This window comes from Blastomonas sp. AAP53 (assembly GCF_000331245.1).
Classification (GTDB): Bacteria; Pseudomonadota; Alphaproteobacteria; order Sphingomonadales; family Sphingomonadaceae; genus Blastomonas.
The window spans coordinates 1-24,548 of the sequence record NZ_ANFZ01000004.1 but is presented as its reverse complement, the minus strand read 5'-3'; the positions used below and the strand labels follow the sequence as shown (position 1 = coordinate 24,548).

Here is a 24,548-nt window from a genome sequence, read left to right as displayed (position 1 = left end):
TAGCGTGCGTTGATAATAGTTCAGCGGCGGTTGTGTGAACTTATTGTGATGGTTTGACGCTACATCGTAACAATCCGCGGCGCGGAAAGAATACGCCGTGATTCCAGCGCGTCAGACGGGCTTGCCTGAACGGGCAAGTGCATCGACGACGATCTGGATCGCGCAATTGATCGCCGCGCCCACCGTCAGGTCGCTGGTATCGAGCCGCACCGCGTCGTCCGCAGGCTTAAGCGGCGCCACCGCACGGCTCGAATCGCGGGCGTCGCGCGCGGCGAGATCGGCCGCAATCTCTTCCAGCGTCACCGCCTCGCCCCGCCGCAGCATCTCGTTGAAACGGCGCCCGGCGCGCGCCGCGACGCTGGCGGTGACGAACAGCTTGGCCTCGGCCCCGGGCGCGATCACCGTGCCGATATCGCGCCCGTCGAGCACAGCGCCGCCAGGTTGCGCGGCAAACGCGCGCTGCCGCTCGAGCAGGGCTGCACGCACTGCCGGATGGCGCGAGGCGCGGCTGGCGAGCCCGCCGGCCATTTCGGAGCGCAGATGCTCGTCGTCCAGCAGCGCATCGTCGAATGCACAGCCCGCCAGCGCCTCGTCCGGATTGTCGGGATCGCCGCCCAGCCGCACCGTCATCACCCCCACGGCGCGGTAGAGCAGCCCGGTGTCGAGATGCGGCAGGCCGAAATGCGCGGCCAGTGCCTTGGCGATCGTTCCCTTGCCGCTGGCCGTGGGGCCATCCACCGCGATGATCATTTCGCTGTCCCCCGCCGCTCGCGGAGCGCCTTGACGATCCCCGCCAGGGCGATGAGCGCCCAGGCGGTTTCCAGCACCACCGCCGCGAGGTTGAAATGCACCGACAGCGAGATCAGCAACAGCACCGCGCCCACCAGATTGACCGCGTTGAACAGCAGCTTGTCGATCTGCTCGACCCGGTTGGCATAGACGAACGCGCCCATGAACAGCACGCTGCCGATGACGCCGATGACATTGGCCAGCAGCGGGTTCATGTCTGTCCCTGCGCGCTATCGAGCAGGCTGAGAAAATCGGGGAAGCTGGTCGCGATCGGCCGGGTGTCGTCGACCTCGACGCCATCGGCGCTGACGAGCCCTGCCACGGCAAAGCTCATCGCGATGCGGTGATCGAGCAGCGTTGCGACCAGGCCGCCGCCCCGCAAAGACGCACCGCCGCTGCCGGTGATGACCAATCCGTCCTCGCGCTCTTCGACCGCAACGCCGATGGCCTCCAGCCCGCGTGCCATGGTGGCAAGCCGATCCGATTCCTTGACCCGCAGCTCGTCGAGCCCGCTGGTGATCGTGGTCCCCTCCGCCATGGCTGCCGCGATGAAGGCCACCGGAAACTCGTCGACCATGCTCGGCACGATCACGGGGTCAACCGTGATGCCCTTCAGCGCACTGGCCCGCACGCGCAGGTCCGCCACCGGCTCACCGCCCACGGTGCGCTCGTTCAGTCGTTCGATCTGCCCGCCCATCTGCTCGAGCATCGTGATCAGCCCGGTGCGGGTGACGTTCATGCCGACATTCTCGATTGTCAGGTCCGATCCCGGCACGATCAGCGCGGCAACGATAAAGAACGCCGCCGAGGAGGGGTCGCCAGGCACGACAATGTCCTGCGCGGCAAGGTCGCACGGCCCGGTGACCGAGATGTGCCGTACGCCGTCCGCATCGGTCTCCACCACCAGGTCCGCCCCAAAGCCCTTGAGCATCTTTTCGCTGTGGTCGCGTGTCGCCACCGGCTCGATCACCGTGGTGGTGCCCGGCGTGTTCAATGCTGCGAGCAGGATTGCCGATTTCACCTGCGCCGACGCCACCGGCAGACGATAGCTGATCGGCACCGCCGGGTGCATGCCGCGCACCATCAGCGGCAGCGTGCCGCCGGGGCTGGCGTTGAACTCTGCCCCCATCAGGCCCAGCGGATCGGTGACGCGCGCCATCGGGCGGCGGCTCAGTGACGCATCGCCGGTGAACATCGCGGTGATGGGGTGGCTGGCGACCAGCCCCATCAGCAGCCGGGTCGACGTGCCGCTGTTGCCCATGTCGAGCGCGGTCGCAGGCTGCATCAGCCCGCCCACGCCAACGCCGTGCACGGTCCAGATGCCGTCATCCCCGCGCACGATATCCGCGCCCATGGCCCGCATGGCAGCGGCGGTGGCCAGCACGTCCTCGCCTTCCAGCAGCCCCGATATGCGGCTGGTGCCCACGCACAGCGCCGACAGCATCAGCGCGCGGTGCGATATCGACTTGTCGCCGGGCACGCGGATCGTTCCGGTCAGCGCAGAGCCTGCGGAAAAGCGGCGCGGGGTTGCGGCCTCCTGAGTGTGATGGGCCATGATGTTCAAAGCAATCCGGTTTGGGCAGGCGTCTGCTGCGGGGAGGAAAAACGACGCAGCTTTTGACAGCGGCGCAAAGCTATGGCAAGGCGCACGCCGATTTTCCGAACATGGCGCGTGCCGCCTTGCGGAAGCATGCAGCTCTCCACACATTGTCAAACACCTACCAAAACCGAGGCATTATTCATGATCAAGGCTGAATGGGGCGCCAAACACAGTTGCCCGAAATGCGGCACCCGCTTCTACGATCTTGGCAAGGACGACCCTGTTTCCTGCATCAATTGCGGCAACAGCTGGACGCCCGAACCGGTATTGAAGTCCAAGCAGCCGCTGCCCTTCGAGGAAGAGAAGAAGAAGGTCATCGAGAAGGAGGACGTGGATCTGGCCGATGAGGATCTGGACATCGACGAGGACGGCGATTCGCCGGACAACGATGTCGACCTGGGCGGAGACGACGACCTGGGCGTGGCGGCAGCCGACGACAAGGACGAGGAAACCTGAGGCCATCGGGCTTCACGGAAATATCGGCAAGGGGCGAAATTAGCCCCTTGCCACCACTCGATGGCTCGATTAAAGGGCTGTCCTTCCCGACGCCGGGGACCCAAAACCGGCGCATATGGGGCCTTAGCTCAGCTGGGAGAGCGCTACACTGGCAGTGTAGAGGTCAGCGGTTCGATCCCGCTAGGCTCCACCATTTTTCCTTTCGTCGCACATGTTCTGTTTCGCGAGAGTGCGGATTGGGCAGCTTTCATGTTTCGCCGTATCGGCGCATGAATGGCTCGACGGAGGCACGCCCATGAGCACCCTTCTCATCGCTGGCGCAACGGGCCTGGTCGGGCGAGAAACCCTCGCACGCGCGCTGGATGACCCGCGGATCACCCACGTCATCGCACCGACACGCCGCGCATTGCCGCCGCATGCGAAGCTCACCAATCCCATCGCCGATTTCGAGGCGCTACCGCTGAATGCCGATTGGTGGCGCTGCGATGCCGTCATCTGCGCGCTGGGGACGACGCGCGCCAAGGCGGGGGCGGCTGAGGCGTTTGTCCGCGTCGATCATGACTATCCGCTCGCTGTCGCGCGCGCAGCCAGGGCGCACGGCGCGCAGGGCTTTGCATTGGTCTCCGCCATCGGCGCGGATGCGACCTCCAGCCTGCTCTAAAACCGCACCAAGGGCGAGGTCGAGGCGAGCATCGCAGCTCTCGATTATCTCAGCTACACCATCGTCTGCATGGTGCATCCTCGAGCGTCTAATGACCGTTGTTTCTTGCTATGGCCCCAAGTGCAAACGCGCTGGGCTTCGGCGTGCGCTTGAACGTCTGGCGATCCACTTCCACCAGTCCGAACCGGGGCGTATAGCCTGAATACCATTCAAAATTGTCGAACAAGGACCAGTGAATGTAGCCAAGCACCTCTGCGCCATCCGCCATCGCCACGCGCAGACTTTCCAGCGCATCGAGAATGAATGGCACCCGTACAGCATCGTCGGCAATGCCTACACCATGTTCAGTGACGAGAACCGGTTTGCCTGATGCGCGATGGACATAGCGCACCGCACCGCCGAGCGACGGGGCATGGACCTCGGCCCCCATCTGGTTCAGCACGGCGCCGGCAGGCGGCGGGAGTGCGCCCTTGGCATCGAACCGTGTCCGGTCATAATTCTGAACACCGATAAAATCATCATCCGCGGCAAAGGCAAACCATGGTTCATAGGCTTCGGCGCGCTTGCGGTCGCGGATCGTGGTCACGCCAGTGGCCTGATCGTCTGACACCGCCAGACTAAGGCCGACCGGAAGGTCGGGCCGCAAATTCTTGATCGCTTCCCGCGCCTTGCGGTGGGCTGCGCCCATGATCGGGATCATGGGGAGATGTTCATCTCGCGAAAGCATGAAGCCGCCCGAGAAGTTATGGCTCCCCAGTGCTGCGCCTGCTGCTTTGAGCATGGCAGCGTGACCCTCGTAAAGCGCAGGTGGAAGGCCAATCCACGAGAGGATCGTGGGCAGGTTCGGTTCGTTCAAAGTCACCGCATGGCTGATACCGGCACCGAGGTCCTGAGTGGCACGTTCGCAATAGCGCGCAAACAGGTCTGGCGCAGCTGGATTGGTCCATCCACCGAGTGCCGCAAACCAGCGCGGGCACGAGAAGTGGTTGAAAGTGACGACCGGGGCCAGCCCGCGGGTGTGGCACCCTTCAATGATGCGGCGGTAGTGCGCGATCATGCCTTGCGAAAACAGGCCCTCTTCAGGCTCGATCCGGGCCCATTCGAGCGAGAAGCGATAGGTGTTGAAACCTAGGCTTTTGACAAGATCAAGATCGGCAGGCCATAGATCAAAGCTGGCGGTGGCTGAGCCGGAAGGCTCGGCAAAGAGCGTGGGTTCAGCATGTTCCATCCACCAGATGTCGCTGGCAGTATTGTCACCCTCCGTTTGGTGTCCGGATGTGGCAACGCCCCACTGGAAGCCCTTGGGGAACGGGGTGCGGGACCTGGCGGTGCCGATAGCAGGGCTGGCAGCCCCGAGCGCTGCAGTTGCCACAAGGCCGGAAAAGGCTCGCCGGGTGATCATCATGATGTGTAAAACTCGCTGCTTCGTTAGGTACGTTTGCACCATCATGCAGAATAGACCGGGGTGGACCTTCCACCCCGGCCCTTGGCTTTTAGTATCGCAGGGACAGAGAAAGTCCGAAAGACCTCACAGAATCCAACCCGAAGACCTGTCCGTATGATGTGATACCGTCATTTTCCTCGCCAGAATTCAACCCGATACTTTGAGGAATATGCTGGTTTGTGCAGTTCTTGCAGAACAGGCTGGCCTGCAAGGTGCTGCCCACCTTCACGCCAATGTTTGCACCGAACGTGTCTACCGCCCGGAATAAACCACCGGGCGCACCATTCAGGATGTAGTTCACCGACGAGCGGTGATACCAGTTGCCCTGCAGAAACGGCACCACATCACCGCTTACCGGCAGATCGTAGACTGCCTGCACGGTTGATGTGAATTTTGGCGAAACCGGCAGGCTCAGGCCCGCGGCATCGAACGTACCCGATGTTGCGCAGCTTGGCGTTGGCTGGCTTGAATAGCACTGCGCGCCGGAGAAGCTCTGGAATTTGGCATCTAGGAACGACATGCCGCCATTGATCGAAAGTCCGGGCACCGGACGGGCGGTAAAGCCCACCTCGATGCCTTGCGTTTTCACCTTTGCCGCATTCTGCACAACGAACGTCTGCAGCACGGTATCGAGTGACTGGACCTGATAATCGTCGAATATGGTGCGGTAGAGCGAAACGTTCAGTGTCAACTTGCGATCAAAAAAGGCCGTTTTGATGCCAAGTTCGGTGGTGTTCGATATTTCGGGCTGGATCGCGGGCACAAAGGCCGTGCCGTTTGCAGCGGCGATGGCGGTGTCGTTAAAACCCGGCCCCTTGTACCCACGGCCCTGGAAGCCGAAGAGCAGAATATCGGGGGTTACCTGGTATTGCGCGCCAAGCTTCCAACTGAAGTTATTGACATCGAAGGCTTCGCGATAGCGCCCGTTGGGGCCAGATAGGGTGACGAAATAGTTGCGACGTCCGTGAGCAAGGTCGAGACGAATTTCATCACGCGTATAGCGTCCACCAGCGATCAGGCGCAGGCCAGGCGACACTTCGTAGGTTAGCTGACCAAACGCCGCGTAGCTTTGTGTATCGAGCACAAGGTCGGCATCGCGGCCCAGGAAGAAGCTGTTGCTGACCGAGCAGGTTCCCGGAGGAGCTCCGGGCGTTGCCACTGCACCGACGCAGAATGGATATTGTGGCAGCAGGAACGACGGAAAGCCTATGTTTCCGTAAATTTCGCTCGACTGGTCGAGCGTGGATTTGAAGTAGAACAGGCCAACCTGCCCGCTGAGTGGTGCATCGGCGGGCAGTGCAAGACGCAGTTCGTTGGAATATTGGTCATAGCGCGCATCGGTGGCGTTGACGTTGACTTCGTCAACCGGGAGAAAATCGACATCGAGGCTTTGCTTGTTCGAAAAATAGCGCCAAGCAAAGATGTTCGACAGTTCAAGGCCAGAATCCAGTTCATAGCTTATTGTCGCTTGCGCTCCGCCGGTATCGATATCACGGAAGGCGCCACCATCGCCGGTGAGCAGAAAGTTGTCCGGGCCTGCGGTGCCACCCGCATTCTCGTAAATCTCGCGGCGGGTGCTGCCGGCACCAAAAGCTCGCCACGTCGTGTCAAAGAATGCGCCTGCGCCGGTCAATTGATTGTAATCGCCGATAACATAAAGCGAGAGCGCGTCGGTCGCTTCGAGCAGATACTTGGCCTTGAGCTGAAGATTGCGACGGTTGCGATCATCGCGACGGCCTGGCTGGACAGTATCGATCCGCGTCACCGGCGGCTCCTGATAGCCGTAGAGCGCGTTGACACGCAGTGCGGAATTTTCACTGACCGGGATGTTCAGGACCTGTCGTGCAATGATGCCGGGCGCGTTGCGATCGGCCCCGGGCGTTTCGCGGAAAGTCAGCTCAACATCGCTGCCACCCGAATACTCGCCCAGACGCGGCTTTGCGGTGACGATGTTGAGCAGGCCGGCCGAGGCGTTCTTTCCGAACAGCAGCCCTTGTGGGCCGTTGAGCACTTCGACCCGTTCTACATCCATCAGCAGCGGGGTACCCAAATTCGGACGTCCGAGGTTTACCTCGTCAATCGCCAACGCCACGCTTGAATCAATCGTTCCTGCAAAAGCCAGCGTACCGACCCCGCGAACCGAAAAGCTGGCATCAAGGCCGATTTGCAAGCTGGGCGCGGCCTGAGCCACACCGACCAGATCGTTGATCTGACGCGTGCGCAATTCATCGGCGCCTACGGCCGTAAGGCTGACCGGGATTTTCTGAATGCTCTCACTGCGGCGCTGCGCAGTCACAACGATCTCGCCCAAGCCACCTTCAGCGCCATCGCTGGCGTCCTGCGCGCAGACCGGCATGGCAATCGCTGCGGCACTTACCCCCAAAAACAGTTTTAACGCTTTCACATCACTCTCCCTTCAGTCCTTTTGAACTCGGCTGCCGGTTATAGACAAACAAACATTCATTCAAGCATGAATGTTTTTTCTGTACCTTGAACAATTCGGTGGATGCGTGGAAGAGCTTCATGCAGGTTGCAGCCGGAGGGATCAGGGCTTGAAGATACGTCGCACGCAGGAAGAACGATCAGCCGAGACAAGGGCAGCACTGCTCCGTGCCTCGGTTTCGGCGATCTATGATCTTGGCTATTCCGCTGTCACCACAGCGATAATCTCAGAACGTGCGGGTCTTTCGCGCGGGGCGTTTCTGCATCACTTCCACACCAAGGCGGAGTTGATGGCGGCGGTGGTCAAGATGGTTTTCGAGGATGAAATGGCACAATATCAGGATATTGTGCAATCGCCTGAAATGGACCGGCTTTCGCAATGGCCAAATATTCTCTGGTCCGTACTGTCCCGGCCGTCAGGCGTGGCGGTGCTTGAAATCCTTCAGGCGGCACGCAGTGATCCTGATCTGGCCCGTATGGTCGGCCCAACGCAAAAGGCCGCTGAAGAAGGAGCTTTGAGCAAGTTGCGTGCAGAATATGGCGGTAACGAAGCAACCGCGCGTTCTGTCATGCGATTGATGGTCTGGGCCATTCGCGGACTGACGCTGTCGGACATGATTCTCCCAGACAGGCCGGCCACTCTTGGCGCAGTCAACTTGCTTGCAAACATGCTGCTGCTAGCCTCACCCGATGGTGCGGTCGATCGACTGCAGCAATTTACCTCAACGCCGGAGTAACGGTGGTCGTCTGTCTGCGATGAAAATCATGGCCCCGCTAGCGGCAAGGCATTCGTTCGAATTCTGGGGAGTGCCGCTGCTCTGCCACCTGAATTTTGGGCCATTGGGGCTGCGGCTGCGCAACGAGCTTACCAGCGCGGTGTGGTCTTGGACCTATCCCGCCCTGTCAAGCCGATAGACAATGCGTTCATCGAAGCGTCCAACCGCAAGCTGCGCGGCGAATGCCGGGCGACATTGCTGATTGCAGGGGCTACCGGGCGTGGAGGCGGTATCGTACTTGCCAGGGCGCAGGCCGACCCGCGTATCACCTAGGTCACCGCCCCGGGCTGATCGGTGGCGAGCGTGACGAGTTCCGCGCCGCCGAGCGCATGTCGGAAGCGATCCTGCGCGTGCTGGCCCCGTGCTGCCGCGCGGATGGCGGATCAGCCCGGCCGAGAATATCGCTCATGCCCTGATCGAGGCGGCTGTGGCGGCGAGGCTTGGGCGTCACGTGATTTCGGCCGCCGCGCTCGCCTGACCAACAGGGCGACCTTACTGCGTGGGCACGCCCGCCTTATCGCGGATGGCCTTGAATTCCGATCCAGCCTTCCATTGCGGCCAGCGCGCGGAATTGGCCAGTTCCGCACCGATCACTCCGACCAGTTCGATATCCTGCACCGCGCCGTCGAGGTTCCAGTCCGGCCCCCACGCATCGCAGGCCTGGTGATAGCACCGGCCGGTATAGGCATCGATCCACGCCTGCCCGGCCGCGCTACCGCCCTGTTTGAGGTCGGAAGCGCCCGCGATGCCCATCAGCAGCATCACCGGCACGCCGCGCTTGGCGAACGAGAAATGGTCGGCGCGGTAGAACAGCCCGCGTTCAGGCAGGCTTTCGGGCGTCACGGTGCGGCCCTGGGTGGCCGCGACGCGCGCCATATCGTCTTCCAGCGTATTCTGCCCCTTGCCCACCAGCACGACATCATTCGCAGCGCCTGCGGTCTGCAGAATGTCGAGCCCCAGATTGGCGACCGTTTGCGCCATCGGATAGACGGGGTTGGCAGCATAATATTCAGAGCCCAGCAGACCGCGTTCTTCTGCCGTCCAGACACCGAACACCACCGACCGTCGAGGCGCGGGCTGCGCCTTCATCGCGCGCGCGATCTCGATCATGCCGGCGATGCCCAGAGCGTCGTCATTGGCACCGGCGCGGTAGATGCGGCCCTGCGCATCCGGCTTGCCCTCGCCATAGGCATCCCAGTGGGCACCGATCATCACGACCTCTTCGGGCTGAACGATGCCGGGGATTTTCGCCAGCACATTGTGGCTGGTGACGACCTCAGGCACGACGGGAATGTCGGCGTTCAAGCTCACGCCCTTCAGCTCGACCGGACGAAATCCGGGCGAGCGGGCAGCGACCTCGAGCTTCGCCAGATCCAGCCCTGCTGCCGCAAACAGCCGGGTCGACATCTCGGCAGAGAGCCAGCCCTGCAGCTTCAGGCTGGTCAGCGCCTCGGGCGCGCGAACGATATCGTAATTCTCGCCGCCGGCGCTGATGACCACGTTCCAGCCATAGCCGACGCCCGCGGCGTTGTGGACAATGAGCGCAGCAACCGCACCCTGGCGCGCGGCTTCCTCGAACTTGTAGGTCCAGCGCCCGTAATAGGTCATCGTGCGATCGCCGAACTTGCCCGCAGCGGGCTCTCCCGGCTGGGCGGCGAAATCGGGATCGTTGATCAGGAACACCGCGACCTTGCCCTTGAGGTCTGCACCCTTGAAATCGTCCCAGCCGCGCTCGTCCGCCTTCACGCCATAGCCGACAAAGACCAGGGGCGCGTTGTCGATCTTCGCTGTGTCTTCGGGCCGGATGGTCGAGATATAGATGTCTTCGGCGGGCTTTGCCGGAACAGCGCCGCCTGGCGTTTCAAAATCAAGCCGACGCGCGGTCTGCAGCCGCGTGTGGAGCAGCGGCACCTTCTGCAGCCAGCCGCCGTCGGGGCCTGCAGGCTCGAGCCCCAAAGCTTCGAACCGCGCGATCAGATAGCCCAATGTCCGGTCCTCGCCGCGCGTGCCGGGGGCGCGCCCCTCGAACGTGTCAGAGGCCAAAGTTCGAACGGTTTGCGTCAGCTGATCGGGATCGACCGAGATCGGTGTCTGGGCAAAAGCGGGGAATGACAAGGCAGCGCTGGCTGCGGCGAGGAGCAAAAGCGGTTTCAGCATTCGCCACCCTTACCGGCAGCGACGGCGCTGGCGCAAGCGGCGCGGTGCAGCCACGCCCCCGATCGTGCAGCCCGAGGGCTAGTCGGCCAGCATCGATGCTGCCGCCGACAGCGCAAGGCCCGACATCAGCAGCCGCCGCAGGGTGAGGCTGGACGGGAGCCCCGAGACCTTGATGGCATCGGCGAGGCCAGCCACGATGGCGCGTGTACCCGAGCCGCTCGATTCCTCCCACCGGGGGCGCAAGGCGGCGGCCACCGATGCGCTGCGGACCAGCAGCATGTCGTGAATGCGCGAACCTGGGCGTGCGCCCAGCTCCTGCTTGTAGCCGCTGTCGCCTGCGCCCCAGTCGATGGTGCGGACGCCATGGGCGATGCTGTCATCGATCGCATGGACGGTGACGATCTGGCCCGGCGAATAGGCGGCGAACTCTTCGTCATAGCTGCTGGCAATGCCGTATTGCACGGTACCGCAGGTGAGATCGAGCGAGAAGGCGATTGGCCGGTCGCCGACATACAAAAGCGCCGCAGACAGCATGCTGGCCAGCTTCGGGTCGACAACGGCACGTTGCCAATGCGCCAGCATGTGCGGATTGAGGAACTTCGCGCCGCTGCGATCAGTACGCTTGCCGACCCAGCTGTTCTCTTCGATCCGCACAAGATCCTGAAAAATGCCGTCGGACCAGTCCCTGCCGCGCACAATCCGCACAGTCAGTGGCCCCTGCTCCTCGAGCCGTGCCGCCATGCGCCGCACCTTCTTTCGGCGCGACTTGCTGGGCCATGCATCCGGCGCGCCGGGCTCGGGCAGATCCTGCACAAAGCTCTGCCCCATGTCGCGGATCAGCACATGCCAACCTGCGGCATCGGCGCCCGCGACCACCAGCTGGGCCAGACGATCGTCCTGATAGACCGGGCCGATCCGCAGCAGCGGACCGATGGCCGCCTGCGTTATCGGATGATCGAGCACCGCGCGCATATCGCCCACGCCGATGCTCGGATCGATCGCGGCACTGCGAAACGGCCAATAGCTTCCCGCCAGCGAACGCGCCCTGAACCCTGGCGGGCCAAGCTGGCGCATCGGCAGGGCCAGAATTTCGCTCCCATCGCCGCGCCGGGCCACCAGCGTCGTCAGCGCCTCCGGCTCACCCCGGCAGAACCAGCCGTCTCGCAGGAATGCATGGCTGGCTGGTGCCAGCGCGGCCAGCCTGCCAACCGCAGAAGAAACACCAGGAACCAAGCTGCACTCGATCGCACCCAGCGCGACAGATTCGGCGCGGAGCTGCTTGGGATCGATGTGCATCATCAGACGCCTCCTATGGGACAAACGCCGTGCCAGCTATGCCAGCGAGACAATAAGCGAAGGTAAACCATAGCTGAAAATTTGCGCAATTCAGTCGCCGGAGCACGGGTTCCGGCGACTGCTGATGCGGAACTGGACTGCGATCAGAACTCGGACCAGTCGTCCTCGTCCTTCAAGGCCAGATTGCCGCTGACCATCGGGACACGCGCCTGCTTTCTGGGCGCGGCGGCATAGCTTCTGCGCTGGATGGGGGCCATCGGCACTTCACCCAACCGGAAGCGAGCAACCTTGGTCGCCAGCTCTTCTGCTTCGCTGGCCAGGCTGCGCGCAGATGCCGCAGTCTCTTCGACCATGGCCGCGTTCTGCTGGGTCATCTTGTCCATGTCGCCCACGGCAGAGTTGACCTGGATCATGCTGGCCGACTGACTTTCTGCCGAGGAAGCGATCCGGGTAATCACATGGCTGACTTCGCCGACGCGTTCGACAATGCGGGTGAGCATGGTTCCGGTCTCGCCCACCAGCTTCACGCCATTGTCGACATGTTCGGTGCTGTTGCTGATCAGCACCTTGATTTCATGTGCGGCATCAGCGCAGCGCTGGGCCAACGCCCGCACCTCGTGCGCAACGACGGCAAAGCCCTTGCCGGCATCACCCGCACGCGCCGCCTCGACACCGGCGTTGAGCGCCAGAAGGTTGGTCTGGAACGCGATGCCATCGATCACGGTGATGATCTTGCCGATCTCGCTCGACGATTTCTCGATCGAGTCCATTGCACCCACTGCCTTGCCGACGATAACGCCGCCCTCGGTTGCTTCGGCCTGCATCTTTGCCATTTCGGCATTGACCGCAACCGCGCTGCGGGTGGTTTCCTGCACCATGTCGGTCGCTGCGCGCATCGCTGCGGCGGTTTCCTCAAGCGATGCGGCCTGTTCTTCGGTCCGCGAGGCCAGATCATCTGCGCCGGAGCGGATTTCACCGCTGCCCGACGAGATGACGCCCACGCTGGAACTCACCGCCATCAGAGTTTCGCGCAACGCAGCCGTCGCCGCGTTGAAATCTGTCTCGACCTGCGCATAATCGACCGGCAGGCCGTCCATCCGGGCCGTCAGATCGCCCTGTGCGAGCTGCTTGAGTGCAGTGCCCATCTGGCCCAGTACGACACCACGGACCTTTTCTTCGGCTTCGACGAAATATGTCGACAGCGCGACATCGATGTCGAGCAGCGAGACCTTGACCAGCGCTGCGACATCGCGTGCCAGCTTGCGACGACCCGGCATGAAACGAAGGTAGCCTGGCGAGATCATCCCGTGGATCATCTCTTCCAGGATCAGCGCATAGCCGCCGACATACCATTTGGGTTCCAGGCCGATCCGCGCATGGACCTGGCCGACACCGACTGCACGCTTCATGTAGTCGTCGGTAAGGCCATCACCGAAGATCTTCATCCAGTGGCTGTGCTGTGCGTTCTTGGCGTAGTCGAGCCGCGAAGGATCGGAGAAAAACGTCTTCAGTTCGGGCAGAGCCCCGACCTTGCGATAGAATTTTTCCAAAGCGCGGTTGACGTGGCGGCTCAGTGACCGTTTGACCCGACGGAAGGTGGAACGATCGTTGTGGTCCAGTCCGTAAAACTCAAGCCTCTCCTGCAATCCTGATTGCATTCCTTTTCTCCCAAAAAAGGTAAAACAACTCGTGGGAGACGACATAGCCAAAGCGGGTTAATCAGGCGTTTCCGGCATGCAAAAAGATCAATTTTGGTGGTAAACAGGTATTAACACATCCGCCATCAGGAAAGCGTGGCGCAGCTAAAGTGCTGTTAGCACCAAAAAATTTTCCGTTATTGTTGTTCCCCGACAAAGGGGGACGAATAAACAAAAGGCTGGGAGATTGCTCTCCCAGCCTTCCGTTGCGACCCGATGAGGGCAACTGTTATTCGGCGGCTTCCATCGGATCGGCCTTGTCAGGCTTGCCATCGCCGTCGGTGTCCCAGGCATCAGCAGTGCCGTCACCGTTGCGATCCCAGGCGTCCATCGTGCCGTCGCCGTTCGAATCGAGGGTGGCGGGCGGAACCTGGCTGTCGGTGGCCGGCGCTTCGGTCATTGGCGCTTCCTGGGTTGGTGTGGCCGGGGTCTCAGGCGTCATTTCCTGTGCCATGGCGGGGGTTGCGGCCAGTGCGCCGGCTGCAATCAGGGCTCCAAAAATCGTGTTCTTCATGAGATTTACTCCTCGTTATGTGACCCCTCGGCAGGGCCTTTAAGATATTGTGGAGGGTCATCTTCGCTCCGCAGCATCAACGAGAGAGCCATGCCTGTGTTCCTGCCCGGCTGGGGCGCCCGGACGCGAGGAAAGCAGGTTCCGGCAGAGTGGCGCAAATGCGCGTCTGTCCGGCGCGCACCACACGGGCCGTCTGCGCCACTCGGTTTTCAATCAGCGACCAAAGATCTGCTCGGTTCATCGCAAAACCAAATGACAAGGGCGCTCCCGGTCTCCCGGAAGCGCCCCTGAGAACAGCTAGCAGCTGTTTTGACGGTTATGCGGCAGCAAAAAGCTCGGGCTCAAGCGCCATGATCGCCTCCGATCCCGCCTCGATCTTGCGACGCAGCGCGCCGGCATCGGGCATGATCCGCTCGGCGAAGTAGCGCGCGGTCTTGAGCTTGGTCTCATAGAACACCGCGTTGCCCGTGCCCGCATCCAGCGCGGCAATCGAAGCGCGCATCATGCGCAGCCACATCAGGCCCAGCGCCACGATGCCCATTATGTGCATGTAGCTGTGCGCGCCTGCGCCGACATTGTTGGGGTTCATCATGCCGTTCTGCATGAACCACATCGTGGCGGCCTTGAGCTCGCCCGCCGCCTTTTCCAGACGCCCGGCGAAATCGGCCAGGCGCTCGTCGCCATTGGCCTCGGCGCATTCGCTGTCAAGGATGCCGAAGAATGTCTGCACCGCACGGCCACCGTTCTGCGCCAGCTTGCGGCCGACCAGATCCATCGCCTGCACGCCGTTGGTGCCTTCGTAGATCATGGCGATGCGGGCATCGCGGACATACTGTTCCATGCCCCATTCGGCGATATAGCCATGGCCGCCATAGACCTGCTGCATGTTGGTGGCGATCTCATAGCCCTTGTCGGTGCCATAGCCCTTGATCACCGGGGTCAGCAGGCTGATGATGTCGTCGGCGGCGACGCGTTCTTCCTCGGTCTGCGCCTTGTGCGTCAGATCGACCTGCAGGCCGCCCCACAGGATGAGCGCACGCAGGCCTTCGTTGATCGCCTTGGCTTCCATCAGCATGCGGCGGACATCCGGGTGGACGAACAATGTGTCGGCCTTTTCATCGGCATCCTGCGCACCGGTGAGCGCGCGGCCCTGGCGACGGTCGCCGGCATACTGCACCGCGTTCTGGTACGAGACTTCGCCCATCGACAGGCCCTGCCCGCCGACGCCGAGGCGTGCGGCGTTCATCATGATGAACATCGCAGCCAAGCCCTTGTTCTCTTCGCCCACCAGATAGCCGGTCGCGCCGTCATAGTTCATCACGCAGGTGGAGTTGCCGTGGATGCCCATCTTGTGCTCGATCGATCCGCACGACACCGCGTTGCGTTCACCCAGCGAGCCATCGTCGTTGACGATGAACTTGGGCACGATGAACAGCGAGATGCCCTTGACGCTGTCGGGCGCGTCGGGGGTCTTGGCGAGGACGAGGTGGATGATGTTCTCGGTCAGGTCATGCTCACCCGACGAGATGAAGATCTTGGTGCCGGTGATGGCATAGGTGCCGCCGGGCTGCGGAACAGCCTTGGTGCGGATGAGACCCAGGTCCGTGCCGCACTGCGGCTCGGTGAGGTTCATCGTGCCGCTCCACTTGCCGCTGATCATGTTAGGAGCGAACTTTTCCTTCTGCTCCTGGCTGCCCTTGGCAAGGATGGCCGAGACTGCGCCGTGGGTGAGGCCGGGATACATGGCAAACGCCATATTGCTCGACGACATGAACTCTTCGAACGCGATGCCGACGACATGCGGCATGCCCTGTCCGCCGAACTCTTCGGGTGCGGCCAGCGTGCCCCAGCCCGCTTCGCAATATTGCTCGTACGCAGCCTTGAAGCCATCGGGCGTGGTCACGGTGCCGTCCGCGTGGCGGGTGCAGCCCTGGAGGTCGCCGACCTGGTTGAGCGGGAACAGCACTTCCTCGACAAACTTGCCGGCTTCTTCGAGCACGGCGGACAGCACGTCAGGAGCGGCGTTGTCGAAACCCGGCAGGTTCGAATATTTCTCGATTCCCAGAACTTCGGTCAGAATGAACTGCGTATCGCGCACAGGGGCGGTATATTTGGGCATCTGGCTGTCCTCTCAAGGTTCAACGTCAAAAGCAGGCCGTGTGTGGCCTGGAAATGCGGGCGTGGTCCTTGCTGGCAACCGCCCGGAAACGCACTGGTCGGTCAGGCGAGGTCGGCGCGTTCCACCTGCTCGACCATCTTCACGAACTGCGAAAGCTCCTGGATCGAGCTCTCGATATCCTTCTTCTGCTTGCGCATCAGCGCGATGCGCTCCTTGCAGCGCTGCAGCGTGACGCGGCGCTGTTCGCGGCGGCCGTCCCCGATGTCGTACAGATCGATCATCTCGCGGATTTCGCCGAGGCTGAAGCCCACGTTCTTCGCACGCATGATCCAGGCGAGCCGCGCGCGGTCGCGCTTGGAATACACCCGGGTCAGGCCCTTGCGCTCGGGCGCGATCAGGCCCTCGTCCTCGTAAAAGCGCAGCGCCCGGGCGGTCACACCGAACTCGTCCGAAAGATCGGAGATGGTGTAGCTATCCCGGTTCTGAAGATCGGGGGTGTCGATGCGGCCAAGTGTCGAACGGTCGTGCATGAGAGCTGAGCTACATTCCCTTGACGTAAACGTCAAGCAGAATCAGTCTGCGCACAGCTTCTGCATGTCACGCCCCGCAGCGCCACGTGCGGCAGCATCGCCCTGTTCGATCAACGCGAACGATGCCCCAGCCAGGCTGGCGCGGTCGCTGCAGACCGCAGCACAGGCAGCGGGCACGCTGCCGGGCAAAGCCAGCGCGCTGCCATCGAAATACGCGTCAAAGCTGCATCCGGCGATCGCCTCGCCATTGGCCGTGCGGCTGAGGCTGATGCGGGCTCGTTCGCCCTGCAACGCCGCGCGACCCGTGCCCTCGCACTGAGTGCCGCTGCCAAAGGTCACCAGCACGCCAACCTTGTACCCCTGATCGCGGCTGCCCCGCGCGCAAAAGGCATCGTTCCCGGTCCCGCCGGTATCGGCATAGCTGCCGGAAAGGTCGATCACCTGCGGATCGGCGATCACGCCGGCATCGATCGCGGCCGCATCCAGCGGGGTCACCATGTCCACCTCGCCACCGGCCTGGGTCTCGCTGCACGCCGCCACCAAAAGGCAGACCAGAGCGAGCGCGCGGTTCATGCAATCCGCTCCAGCGACCCGTCGCTCGCCACCCGGCGATAGAAGCACGACGACGCACCGGTGTGGCAGGTCGGCCCGGCGGGCGAAGCCATCACCCAGACCGCGTCCTGATCGCAGTCGATCCGCAGCTCGACCAGCTTGAGCACGTTGCCTGAGGACTCGCCCTTCTTCCAAAGGCTCTTGCGCGACCGGGACCAGAAATGCACCTCGCCGGTGTCCAGCGTCAGCTGCAGCGCCTGCGCATTCATATGCGCGACCATCAGCAAGGCGCCGCTGCCTGCATCGGTGACGCAGGCCGTGATCAGCCCTGCAGCATCATATCTGGGGTCCAGGGCCAGCCCGGTTTCACGCACATCCGCCATTCCGCCCGGTTAATCGCACCCAGCGCGGCGTGCAACACGGTTAACGAAAAATGACCTGTGACAAAAGCAAGACAAACGCCTTTCCCCTGCCTATAGGGGGTCGCGAACCAGCCAGCGACAACCGAATCGGGCGCGCGACATGATCACCACACATCCTTTTGAAGACGACAAGCTGCGCGAAGAGTGCGGCGTGTTTGGCGTGGCCGGAGCCACCGATGCCGCCGCGATGGCCGCATTGGGGCTGCATGCGCTGCAGCATCGCGGGCAGGAGGCCGCTGGCATCAGCAGCTTTGATGGTCGCCATTTCCACAACCACAAGGCCCTGGGCCATGTGGCGGGCAACTTCGATTCCGAAGATACGATGCGCGCGCTCAAGGGCGATTCGGCGATCGGCCATGTCCGCTATGCCACCACCGGCGAGACCGCGCTGCGCAATGTGCAGCCGCTATATGCCGAGCTGTCATCGGGCGGCTTTGCCATCGCGCACAATGGCAATATCTCCAACGCCATGAAGCTGCGGCACGATCTGGTGCAGACCGGATCGATCTTCCAGTCGACGTCGGACACCGAGACGATCATCCACCTGGTCGCCACGTCGCGCTACCGGACCTTGCTCGACAAGTTCATCGATGCGCTCAAGCAGGTCGAAGGCGCATATTCGCTGATCTGCCTGACCGAGGCCGGCATGATCGCCTGTCGCGACCCGCTGGGCATCCGTCCGCTGGTGATGGGCCGTATCGGTGATGCCGTGATCTTCGCGTCGGAAACCGTCGCGCTCGACATTGTCGGCGCGGAATTCGTCCGCAGTGTCGATCCGGGCGAACTGGTGATCGTCAGCGATGGCGAAATCCGCTCGCACCGGCCGTTTGCCGACAAGGCATCGCGCCCCTGCATCTTCGAGCATGTCTATTTCTCGCGCCCCGATTCGATCGTCGACGGCTCGTCGGTCTATTCGGTGCGCAAGGCCATCGGCGCGCAGCTGGCGATGGAAAACCCGGTCGATGTCGATCTGGTCGTCCCCGTGCCCGACAGCGGAACGCCGGCAGCGATCGGCTATGCCCAGCAATCCGGCCTGCCATTCGAACTCGGCATCATCCGCTCGCATTATGTCGGTCGCACCTTCATCCAGCCGGGCGACGGCGTGCGCCATCTGGGCGTGAAGCTGAAGCACAATGCCAACAAGCCGCTGATCAGCGGCAAACGGCTGGTGCTGATCGATGACTCCATCGTGCGCGGCACCACCTCGCTCAAGATCGTGCAGATGATGCGCGATGCAGGCGCGGCAGAGGTGCACATGCGCATCGCCAGCCCGCCAACGATGCACAGCTGCTATTATGGCGTCGATACGCCCGAACGCTCCAAGCTGCTCGCCGCGCAGAAGTCGATCGAGGAAATGCGTCAGTTCATCCAGGCGGATTCGCTGTCGTTCCTGTCGATCGACGGCCTGTATCGCGCACTGGGAGAAGCCAGCCGCGACGACAACCGCCCGCGCTATTGCGACGCCTGCTTCACTGGCGATTATCCCACCACCCTCACCGACCTTGCCGAGCGCGATCAGCCCAACCAGCTGACCCTGCTGGCCGAACGGGTCGCTGGCTGAGGACACTCTTCATGACGGACAAGGTACTGGATGGGCAGCTCGCCCTGGTGACAGGTGCAAGCCGTGGCATTGGTGCCGCGACTGCCAAGGCGCTGGCCGCACGCGGCGCGCACGTGATCCTTACGGCGCGTACCGCCAAGGATCTCGAAGCTGTCGAAGATGCGATCTTCGAAGCGGGCGGCAGCGCGACGATTGCGCCGCTCGACCTGTCGGACGGCGAGAGCATTGCCCGGCTCGCGGTCGCGATCAGCGGACGCTGGGAGGCGCTCGACATGCTGGTGCTCAACGCCGCGATGCTGGGCACACTGGGTCCGGTCACCACCATCGACGGTGCCGAGTTCAACCGGCTGATGACGCTCAACGTGCTGAGCAGCCAGGCGATGATCGCGCATTTCGATCCGATGCTGCGCAAGAGCGGCAAGGCCCGCGTCGTCGCCCTCACCAGCTCAGTCGGCACTGCCCCTCGCGCGTTCTGGGGTGCCTATGGTGCCTCCAAGGCCGCGCTCGAGATATTGCTGCAATCCTATGGCGAGGAAATGCGCAACCTGAGCGGCATCCGCACCGCCATTGTCGACCCCGCCCGCACCCGCACCAATATGCGCGCCAAGGCCTATCCCGGCGAAGACCCCAGCACGGTCAAGCAGCCTGAAGTCGTGGCCGAAGCGATTGCCGAGCTGGTCTCGGGCGATTTCGACACCAACCACAGGCTGGTGCTTCAGGGCTAAGCCCCTTTTCCGATTGCATTTTCCCCGCTCGCCTCTCCTGCCGTGGGAGAGGTGGCGCCTTGTCGTGAGGAAACGTTGAAGCGCTTTCCGCTACGGCACCTGTGCGCGCCTCCGCATGTTACAAATGAAACTCCAAACCGCCACAAATCGGTAATTGATGCGACGCACAAAAGTCGCCGGTTGCGGGCAAGGCGCGGGCATTCACTCCAATCTGAGGATTTGCCCCGATGCGTCACTCGCCTTCGTATCCCCTTCAAGCTTCGCTGTTTGCGCTCGCCATGGCGCTGTCCGCCAGCCCCGCGCTCGCGCAGGAACAGGCCGATGCCGATGCGACCAATGATGATCTCATCATCGTCACCGCACAGAAGCGCGAACAGTCTATCAAGGATGTGCCGATCACGGTCTCGGCCATCACTGGCGATCAGATGGACAGCATCGGCATCGACGAATTCGACGAGCTCTCGGCGTTCATTCCCGGTCTCAACATCCAGGAGCAGAGCGCCAACAACCCCGGCTTCGTGATCCGCGGCATCACTTCGGATTCGGGCAGCGCGCAGGTCGCGCCGCGCGTGACGATCTACCTCAACGGCATCGACGTCTCGCGTTCGCGCGGATCGTATTTCGACCTGTTCGACATCGACCGGATCGAGGTGGTCAAGGGACCGCAGGCGACCCTGTTCGGCACGGCGGCAACGATCGGCGCAATTTCAGTGATCACCGCCAAGCCCGAACCGGGTTTCAAGGCCGACATTCGTGGCAGCTATGGCAATTTCAACCTGTATGAAGGCCGCGCGATGATCAACGCGGGCAACGACAAGATCGCCGGCCGCATCGCTGCATCGTACAAGAAGCGCGATGGCTATATCCGCAACATCGCCAACGATCCCGGTACCGTCTCGGCACGCGACATCCGTTCAGGTCAGGATGATCTCAACGGCATCGATCAGCTCGCGGTGCGTGGCTCGCTGCGCATCTGGCCGACCGACAGCAGCACGATGGATTTCGTTTTCAACTATGAACAGCAGCGCAACCCGGGCACCGCATTCATCTCCGGAACCTTGCCGCGCAGCGGCGGCAATACCGACCCGTTCCGTGTCGGCGAAGTCGGCGGTGCGCCGCGCGCGCTCAGCGAGGCAATCCTCGGCCTGCCCGAGCTGGGCCTCAAGCGCGAAGTCTATGACGCCAGCGTGACCTTCGAGACCCCGATGAGCGACAACTGGTCGCTGACCGCGATCGGCGGCTATCGCAAGTTCGACAGCCTCGAGGTGTTCGACGCCGACGGCTCGGGCCTGTTCTTCCTCGAATTTTCGGAAGACGCCGAGGGCGAGCAGTTCAGCTACGAGACCCGCTTTGCCTATAACAGCGATCGCCTGCGCGGCTTCTTCGGCTTCAACGTCTTCCATGAACAGGGCACCCAGCGCGTCCCGTTCGTCACCGACGAAGGCACGTACATCAGCTGCGCGCCGTTTGCCGCCTTTGCTCCCGTTCGGGCAGGCGTAGCCGGTGCACTCGGAGTCGCGCCCAGCCAGACGTGCGCCGCACTCAACAGCCCGACGCGCTCGCTTGGTGCCACCACGATCCTGACCCGTGGTGCGGCCAGCGTACTGCCCTATTCGAGCGAGTTCACCAACGGCGGCAAGAACACCAGCTATTCGGCCTTTGCCGATATGACGTTCGATGTCACCGAACGTCTCGAGCTGACCGCAGGCCTGCGCTATCTCTATGAAGAGCGCACATCGACATACAGCGCGATCCAGCCGGGCAGCCAGATCTTTGCGGGACTGGGTGCTCGTGGCGTGTCGCTGCTTGGCGCGGTTGACACAGCCGGCCAGACGTTCCGCGAGAGCGACAATTTCGACGCATGGCTACCGCGCTTCAACGTGCTCTACCGGATCAGCGATGCGGTCAACGTCTATGCCACTGTGTCGAATGGCCGCCGTGCGCCGGTGCTCAACCTGAGCGCACGTGCCACGGCAACCGGTCCTGTTCCCGCCTATACCCTGGTCGCCCAGGAAACGGTGTGGAACTATGAAGGCGGCATCAAGGGCGCGTTCGGCGCGTTCAGCGGCTCGGTTGGCGCGTTCTACCAGGATTACTCTAACTTCCAGACCAGCTTCTTCAACGAGCAGGGCCAGGTCGTCCCGGTGAATGCAGGCAATGCTGGCAATTTCGGCGTCGAGGTCGAAGCTGCGCTGCGACTGAGCCCCAATGTCCGCATGTTTGCCAACTATGCGTTCATCGATGCGAAGATCGAATCGCCCGACCCGGCGTTCCAGGACAATCGCTTCCGTCTGCAGTCGAAGCACACCGCCGCTGCCGGAATCGACGTCAACGTGCCGGTGAGCGACAGCGCGTCGATCTTCTTCGTGCCCACCGTTACCTATAGCAGCGAGCAGTTCTTCGAGATTCCCAATACCCCTGCGATCAGCGAAGACGGCTATGTGCTGGCACATGCCCGCGCGGGCGTCCGCTTCAACGACGGCGCATTCGAGGTCACCGCGTTTGCACGCAACCTGTTCAACGAGAAGTACCTGATCGACGCGGGCAACACCGGCGGCGCATTCGGTACGGCGACGTTCATCGCGGGCGAACCGCGCATGTACGGCGTCCAGGTCGGCGCGAAGTTCTGATCGTCTCTCTCCCCTCCCGCTTGCGGGAGGGGGGGGCGGAGGCGCAGCCGAAGCCGGGGTGGGCCTGAGCAGGATATCGTGCTCCCAGCCCACCCCGGTTCAGCAAGCTGAACCTTCCCCTCCCTGAAGGGAGGGGAGATACCTCAGGCCGTCAGAACGTCAACCCCGCCCATATACGGCACCAGCGCAGGCGGCACCCGCACCGAGCCATCGGCCTGCTGATAGTTCTCGACGATCGCCACCAGCGTGCGTCCGATCGCGAGCGCCGAACCGTTGAGCGTGTGGACGAACTCGGTGCCCTTCTCGCCGTCGGGACGGAAGCGGGTGTTCATCCGCCGCGCCTGATAATCGCCGCAGTTGGAGATGCTGGCGATTTCCCGATAGGCATTCTGGCCCGGCAGCCAGACCTCGAGGTCATAGGTCTTGCGGCTTGCCTGGCCCATGTCGCCCGCGCACAGCAGCATCTTGCGATACGGCAGACCCAGCGCCTGGAGGATTGCCTCGGAGGCGGCGCACATCCGCTCATGCTCGGCTTCGGACTGGTCGGGCGCGGCGATGGTGACCAGCTCGACCTTCTCGAACTGGTGCTGGCGGATCAGCCCACGCGTGTCACGCCCGGCAGAGCCGGCTTCAGACCGGAAGCACGGGGTCAGCGCGGTCAGCCGGATCGGCAGCTCGGCCGCCGTGAGGATCTGCTCGCGCACGCTGTTGGTCAGGCTGACCTCGGATGTGGAAATCAGCCAGCGGCCATCGGTGGTCTGGAACAGGTCTTCGGCAAACTTGGGCAGCTGACCGACGCCGAACACGGCCTCGTCGCGCACCAGATAGGGCGTTGCGCACTCGTGATAGCCGCGCGCCACCTGGGCATCGAGCATGAACTGGCCCAAAGCCCGGTTCATCCGGGCGATGCCGCCGCGCATGAAGGTGAACCGCGCCCCTGCAATCCTGGCTGCTGTCTCGAAATCCATGCCCAGAGCAGGGCCGATATCGGCATGTTCCTTCGGATCGAAATCGAACTGCGGCTGGTCGCCCCAGCGGCTGATCTCGACATTGCCGGCCTCGTCCGCGCCTTCGGGTACATCGGCGGCAGGCAGGTTGGGCAGAATCGCCAACCGTTCGGTGAGCGCCGCGTCGGCAGCCCTGGCCTGTTCTTCCAGATCGGCCAGCCGTGTCTTGAGGTCTGCGACCTCCGCCTTGAGCGCATCAGCCTTCGCCGTATCCTTCTGCGCCATCGCCTGACCGATCAGCTTGGACGCCTCGTTGCGGCGGGCCTGGCCAGCCTGCGATTCGTTCAGCGCTTCGCGGCGCCTGGCATCAAGCGCGATAATCTCGGCAGCTACGGGATCGAGCCCCTTGCGCGCGAGGGCAGCGTCAAAGGCTTCGGGGTTTTCGCGGATGAATTTGATGTCGTGCATGCGCCCAGCCTATGCCCTGCCCGCCTGCCCGGATGCAATGCGCAATCGCGCGCGCCGCGCAGCAAAAAAGGGCGACCCTGGCTGTGCCGGGATCGCCCTTTCTGAAAAACGGCTGATGATCAGGCAGCGGTGACGGACGCTGCCGACCGATCAGGCCGCCTTACGCTTTGCATCGTCCTTGCGCTTGGCAAAGCGACGCCGTGCTGCCAGGGCCACCGCGCCTGCACCGAAGAGCAGGATCGCTGGCGGAGCAGGAACGTCCGTACCACCGGTCGAGCTGCTGCCGCCGCTGGAGCTGGAAGAGCTGCTCGACGACGAGGACGAGGAACTGGACGAGCCGGAGGAGCCGGTGCTGCTGCTCGACCCGGTCGAGCCACTGCTGCCGCTGCTGGTGCCGCCGAAGCTGGACGAGCTGCCGGTCGAAGTCGCACCCGATGAGGTGCTCGACGACGACGAGCTGCTCGACGAAGACGAAGACGATCCGCTGGAACCTGTGGAACCCGAAGAACCGGTCGAACCCGAGGAACCGGTCGAACCCGAAGAACCGGTCGAACCCGAAGAACCGCTAGAGCCCGACGAGCCGCTGCTGGACGACGAGCTGGAAGAGCTGCTCGACGAGGACGAAGAGGACGAACCGCTCGAGCCCGAAGAGCCGCTGGAGCCCGACGAACCGCTCGAACCTGACGAACCGCTCGAGCCCGAAGAGCCGCTCGAGCCCGACGAACCGCTCGAGCCAGACGAACCGCTCGAGCCCGACGAACC

General features: G+C 62.9%; 21 protein-coding genes and 1 tRNA gene. 8 read left to right on the top strand and 14 right to left on the bottom strand.

What is annotated here, in order from left to right; all coding sequences use genetic code 11:
- Positions 1–111 precede the first annotated feature (111 nt).
- The 3 genes from D618_RS0101855 to aroA are packed head-to-tail and all read right to left on the bottom strand — an operon-like array spanning position 112 to position 2,344.
- Positions 112–750: a (d)CMP kinase gene (locus D618_RS0101855; protein WP_017669781.1), complete on the bottom strand. Its 639-nt coding sequence runs from the start codon at positions 748–750 to the stop codon at positions 112–114.
- Complete coding sequence (locus D618_RS0101850; protein ID WP_017669780.1) at positions 747–1,004, bottom strand: hypothetical protein; 258 nt, start codon at positions 1,002–1,004, stop codon at positions 747–749. Before D618_RS0101850 ends, D618_RS0101855 begins: the two co-directional genes overlap by 4 nt.
- Positions 1,001–2,344, bottom strand: a complete 1,344-nt coding sequence (aroA, locus tag D618_RS0101845; RefSeq protein WP_026091177.1) for a 3-phosphoshikimate 1-carboxyvinyltransferase — start codon at positions 2,342–2,344, stop codon at positions 1,001–1,003. Before aroA ends, D618_RS0101850 begins: the two co-directional genes overlap by 4 nt.
- Before the next feature lie 186 nt (positions 2,345–2,530).
- Here aroA and D618_RS0101840 point away from each other — a divergent pair, with 186 nt between their 5' ends.
- The 3 genes from D618_RS0101840 to D618_RS17420 all read left to right on the top strand — a co-directional run bounded on the left by D618_RS0101840 (position 2,531) and on the right by D618_RS17420 (position 3,506).
- Complete coding sequence (locus tag D618_RS0101840; protein ID WP_017669778.1) at positions 2,531–2,845, top strand: FYDLN acid domain-containing protein; 315 nt, start codon at positions 2,531–2,533, stop codon at positions 2,843–2,845.
- Between the two features lie 117 nt (positions 2,846–2,962).
- Positions 2,963–3,038 (top strand) — tRNA-Ala (locus tag D618_RS0101835).
- A gap of 102 nt (positions 3,039–3,140) precedes the next feature.
- On the top strand, positions 3,141–3,506 hold the full coding sequence (locus D618_RS17420; protein WP_017669777.1) for an NAD(P)H-binding protein: 366 nt from the start codon (positions 3,141–3,143) through the stop codon (positions 3,504–3,506).
- 88 nt (positions 3,507–3,594) lie between these two features.
- Here D618_RS17420 and D618_RS0101825 read toward each other — a convergent pair whose 3' ends face one another.
- Positions 3,595–4,911, bottom strand: a complete 1,317-nt coding sequence (locus D618_RS0101825; RefSeq protein ID WP_017669776.1) for a family 1 glycosylhydrolase — start codon at positions 4,909–4,911, stop codon at positions 3,595–3,597.
- Between the two features lie 88 nt (positions 4,912–4,999).
- Positions 5,000–7,354, bottom strand: a complete 2,355-nt coding sequence (locus tag D618_RS0101820; RefSeq protein WP_026091175.1) for a TonB-dependent receptor — start codon at positions 7,352–7,354, stop codon at positions 5,000–5,002.
- Positions 7,355–7,424: 70 nt separating this feature from the next.
- Here D618_RS0101820 and D618_RS0101815 point away from each other — a divergent pair, with 70 nt between their 5' ends.
- Positions 7,425–8,129 carry a TetR/AcrR family transcriptional regulator gene (locus tag D618_RS0101815; protein ID WP_017669774.1) on the top strand — a complete coding sequence of 235 codons (705 nt, stop codon included), beginning with the start codon at positions 7,425–7,427 and terminating at the stop codon, positions 8,127–8,129.
- A gap of 531 nt (positions 8,130–8,660) precedes the next feature.
- On the opposite strand, the gene D618_RS0101810 is transcribed toward D618_RS0101815, so the two are convergent.
- The 8 genes from D618_RS0101810 to hisI form a co-directional block, all read right to left on the bottom strand.
- Entirely contained in the window at positions 8,661–10,325 is a 1,665-nt protein-coding gene (locus tag D618_RS0101810) for a M20/M25/M40 family metallo-hydrolase (RefSeq protein WP_017669773.1), read from the bottom strand.
- Between the two features lie 78 nt (positions 10,326–10,403).
- Positions 10,404–11,624, bottom strand: coding sequence for a GNAT family N-acetyltransferase (locus D618_RS17415; RefSeq protein WP_017669772.1), 1,221 nt, complete (start codon positions 11,622–11,624; stop codon positions 10,404–10,406).
- A gap of 140 nt (positions 11,625–11,764) precedes the next feature.
- Positions 11,765–13,267 carry a globin-coupled sensor protein gene (locus tag D618_RS0101800; RefSeq protein ID WP_017669771.1) on the bottom strand — a complete coding sequence of 501 codons (1,503 nt, stop codon included), beginning with the start codon at positions 13,265–13,267 and terminating at the stop codon, positions 11,765–11,767.
- 280 nt (positions 13,268–13,547) lie between these two features.
- Positions 13,548–13,832, bottom strand: a complete 285-nt coding sequence (locus tag D618_RS17410) for a hypothetical protein (RefSeq protein ID WP_017669770.1) — start codon at positions 13,830–13,832, stop codon at positions 13,548–13,550.
- Positions 13,833–14,148: 316 nt separating this feature from the next.
- The gene (locus D618_RS0101790) at positions 14,149–15,951 is read right to left on the bottom strand and encodes an acyl-CoA dehydrogenase C-terminal domain-containing protein (protein WP_017669769.1); all 1,803 of its coding nucleotides are present in this window, start codon (positions 15,949–15,951) and stop codon (positions 14,149–14,151) included.
- Positions 15,952–16,052: 101 nt separating this feature from the next.
- On the bottom strand, positions 16,053–16,481 hold the full coding sequence (locus D618_RS0101785) for a MerR family DNA-binding transcriptional regulator (protein WP_017669768.1): 429 nt from the start codon (positions 16,479–16,481) through the stop codon (positions 16,053–16,055).
- Between the two features lie 42 nt (positions 16,482–16,523).
- Entirely contained in the window at positions 16,524–17,054 is a 531-nt protein-coding gene (locus D618_RS18875; protein WP_017669767.1) for a hypothetical protein, read from the bottom strand.
- Positions 17,051–17,416, bottom strand: coding sequence for a phosphoribosyl-AMP cyclohydrolase (gene hisI, locus D618_RS0101775; RefSeq protein ID WP_017669766.1), 366 nt, complete (start codon positions 17,414–17,416; stop codon positions 17,051–17,053). The genes D618_RS18875 and hisI overlap by 4 nt, the downstream gene beginning before the upstream one ends.
- Before the next feature lie 139 nt (positions 17,417–17,555).
- On the opposite strand from hisI, the gene purF reads away from it, so the two are divergent.
- From purF to D618_RS0101760, 3 genes are all read left to right on the top strand, one after another.
- Positions 17,556–19,016: an amidophosphoribosyltransferase gene (gene purF, locus D618_RS0101770; protein ID WP_017669765.1), complete on the top strand. Its 1,461-nt coding sequence runs from the start codon at positions 17,556–17,558 to the stop codon at positions 19,014–19,016.
- A gap of 11 nt (positions 19,017–19,027) precedes the next feature.
- The gene (locus tag D618_RS0101765) at positions 19,028–19,741 is read left to right on the top strand and encodes an SDR family NAD(P)-dependent oxidoreductase (protein WP_017669764.1); all 714 of its coding nucleotides are present in this window, start codon (positions 19,028–19,030) and stop codon (positions 19,739–19,741) included.
- Between the two features lie 278 nt (positions 19,742–20,019).
- Positions 20,020–22,371: a TonB-dependent receptor gene (locus D618_RS0101760; RefSeq protein WP_040370109.1), complete on the top strand. Its 2,352-nt coding sequence runs from the start codon at positions 20,020–20,022 to the stop codon at positions 22,369–22,371.
- A 143-nt stretch (positions 22,372–22,514) separates the two neighbouring features.
- Here D618_RS0101760 and serS read toward each other — a convergent pair whose 3' ends face one another.
- Positions 22,515–23,786 (bottom strand): serine--tRNA ligase, encoded by a 1,272-nt coding sequence (gene serS / locus D618_RS0101755; protein WP_017669762.1) that lies wholly within the window; start codon positions 23,784–23,786, stop codon positions 22,515–22,517.
- A 184-nt stretch (positions 23,787–23,970) separates the two neighbouring features.
- On the opposite strand from serS, the gene D618_RS19975 reads away from it, so the two are divergent.
- Positions 23,971–24,548: hypothetical protein (locus D618_RS19975; protein WP_017669760.1), on the top strand; the 578-nt coding region annotated here is incomplete at its 3' end.

Bases quoted from the DNA above. Each gene is read 5' to 3' on its own strand.
- D618_RS0101855 (WP_017669781.1), bottom strand. From the start codon at position 750: ATGATCATCGCGGTGGATGGCCCCACGGCCAGCGGCAAGGGAACGATC.
- D618_RS0101850 (WP_017669780.1), bottom strand. From the start codon at position 1,004: ATGAACCCGCTGCTGGCCAATGTCATCGGCGTCATCGGCAGCGTGCTG.
- aroA (WP_026091177.1), bottom strand. From the start codon at position 2,344: ATGGCCCATCACACTCAGGAGGCCGCAACCCCGCGCCGCTTTTCCGCA.
- D618_RS0101840 (WP_017669778.1), top strand. From the start codon at position 2,531: ATGATCAAGGCTGAATGGGGCGCCAAACACAGTTGCCCGAAATGCGGC.
- D618_RS17420 (WP_017669777.1), top strand. From the start codon at position 3,141: ATGAGCACCCTTCTCATCGCTGGCGCAACGGGCCTGGTCGGGCGAGAA.
- D618_RS0101825 (WP_017669776.1), bottom strand. From the start codon at position 4,911: ATGATGATCACCCGGCGAGCCTTTTCCGGCCTTGTGGCAACTGCAGCG.
- D618_RS0101815 (WP_017669774.1), top strand. From the start codon at position 7,425: ATGTTTTTTCTGTACCTTGAACAATTCGGTGGATGCGTGGAAGAGCTT.
- D618_RS0101810 (WP_017669773.1), bottom strand. From the start codon at position 10,325: ATGCTGAAACCGCTTTTGCTCCTCGCCGCAGCCAGCGCTGCCTTGTCA.
- D618_RS17415 (WP_017669772.1), bottom strand. From the start codon at position 11,624: ATGATGCACATCGATCCCAAGCAGCTCCGCGCCGAATCTGTCGCGCTG.
- D618_RS17410 (WP_017669770.1), bottom strand. From the start codon at position 13,832: ATGAAGAACACGATTTTTGGAGCCCTGATTGCAGCCGGCGCACTGGCC.
- D618_RS0101790 (WP_017669769.1), bottom strand. From the start codon at position 15,951: ATGCCCAAATATACCGCCCCTGTGCGCGATACGCAGTTCATTCTGACC.
- D618_RS0101785 (WP_017669768.1), bottom strand. From the start codon at position 16,481: ATGCACGACCGTTCGACACTTGGCCGCATCGACACCCCCGATCTTCAG.
- D618_RS18875 (WP_017669767.1), bottom strand. From the start codon at position 17,054: ATGAACCGCGCGCTCGCTCTGGTCTGCCTTTTGGTGGCGGCGTGCAGC.
- hisI (WP_017669766.1), bottom strand. From the start codon at position 17,416: ATGGCGGATGTGCGTGAAACCGGGCTGGCCCTGGACCCCAGATATGAT.
- purF (WP_017669765.1), top strand. From the start codon at position 17,556: ATGATCACCACACATCCTTTTGAAGACGACAAGCTGCGCGAAGAGTGC.
- D618_RS0101765 (WP_017669764.1), top strand. From the start codon at position 19,028: ATGACGGACAAGGTACTGGATGGGCAGCTCGCCCTGGTGACAGGTGCA.
- D618_RS0101760 (WP_040370109.1), top strand. From the start codon at position 20,020: ATGGCGCTGTCCGCCAGCCCCGCGCTCGCGCAGGAACAGGCCGATGCC.
- serS (WP_017669762.1), bottom strand. From the start codon at position 23,786: ATGCACGACATCAAATTCATCCGCGAAAACCCCGAAGCCTTTGACGCT.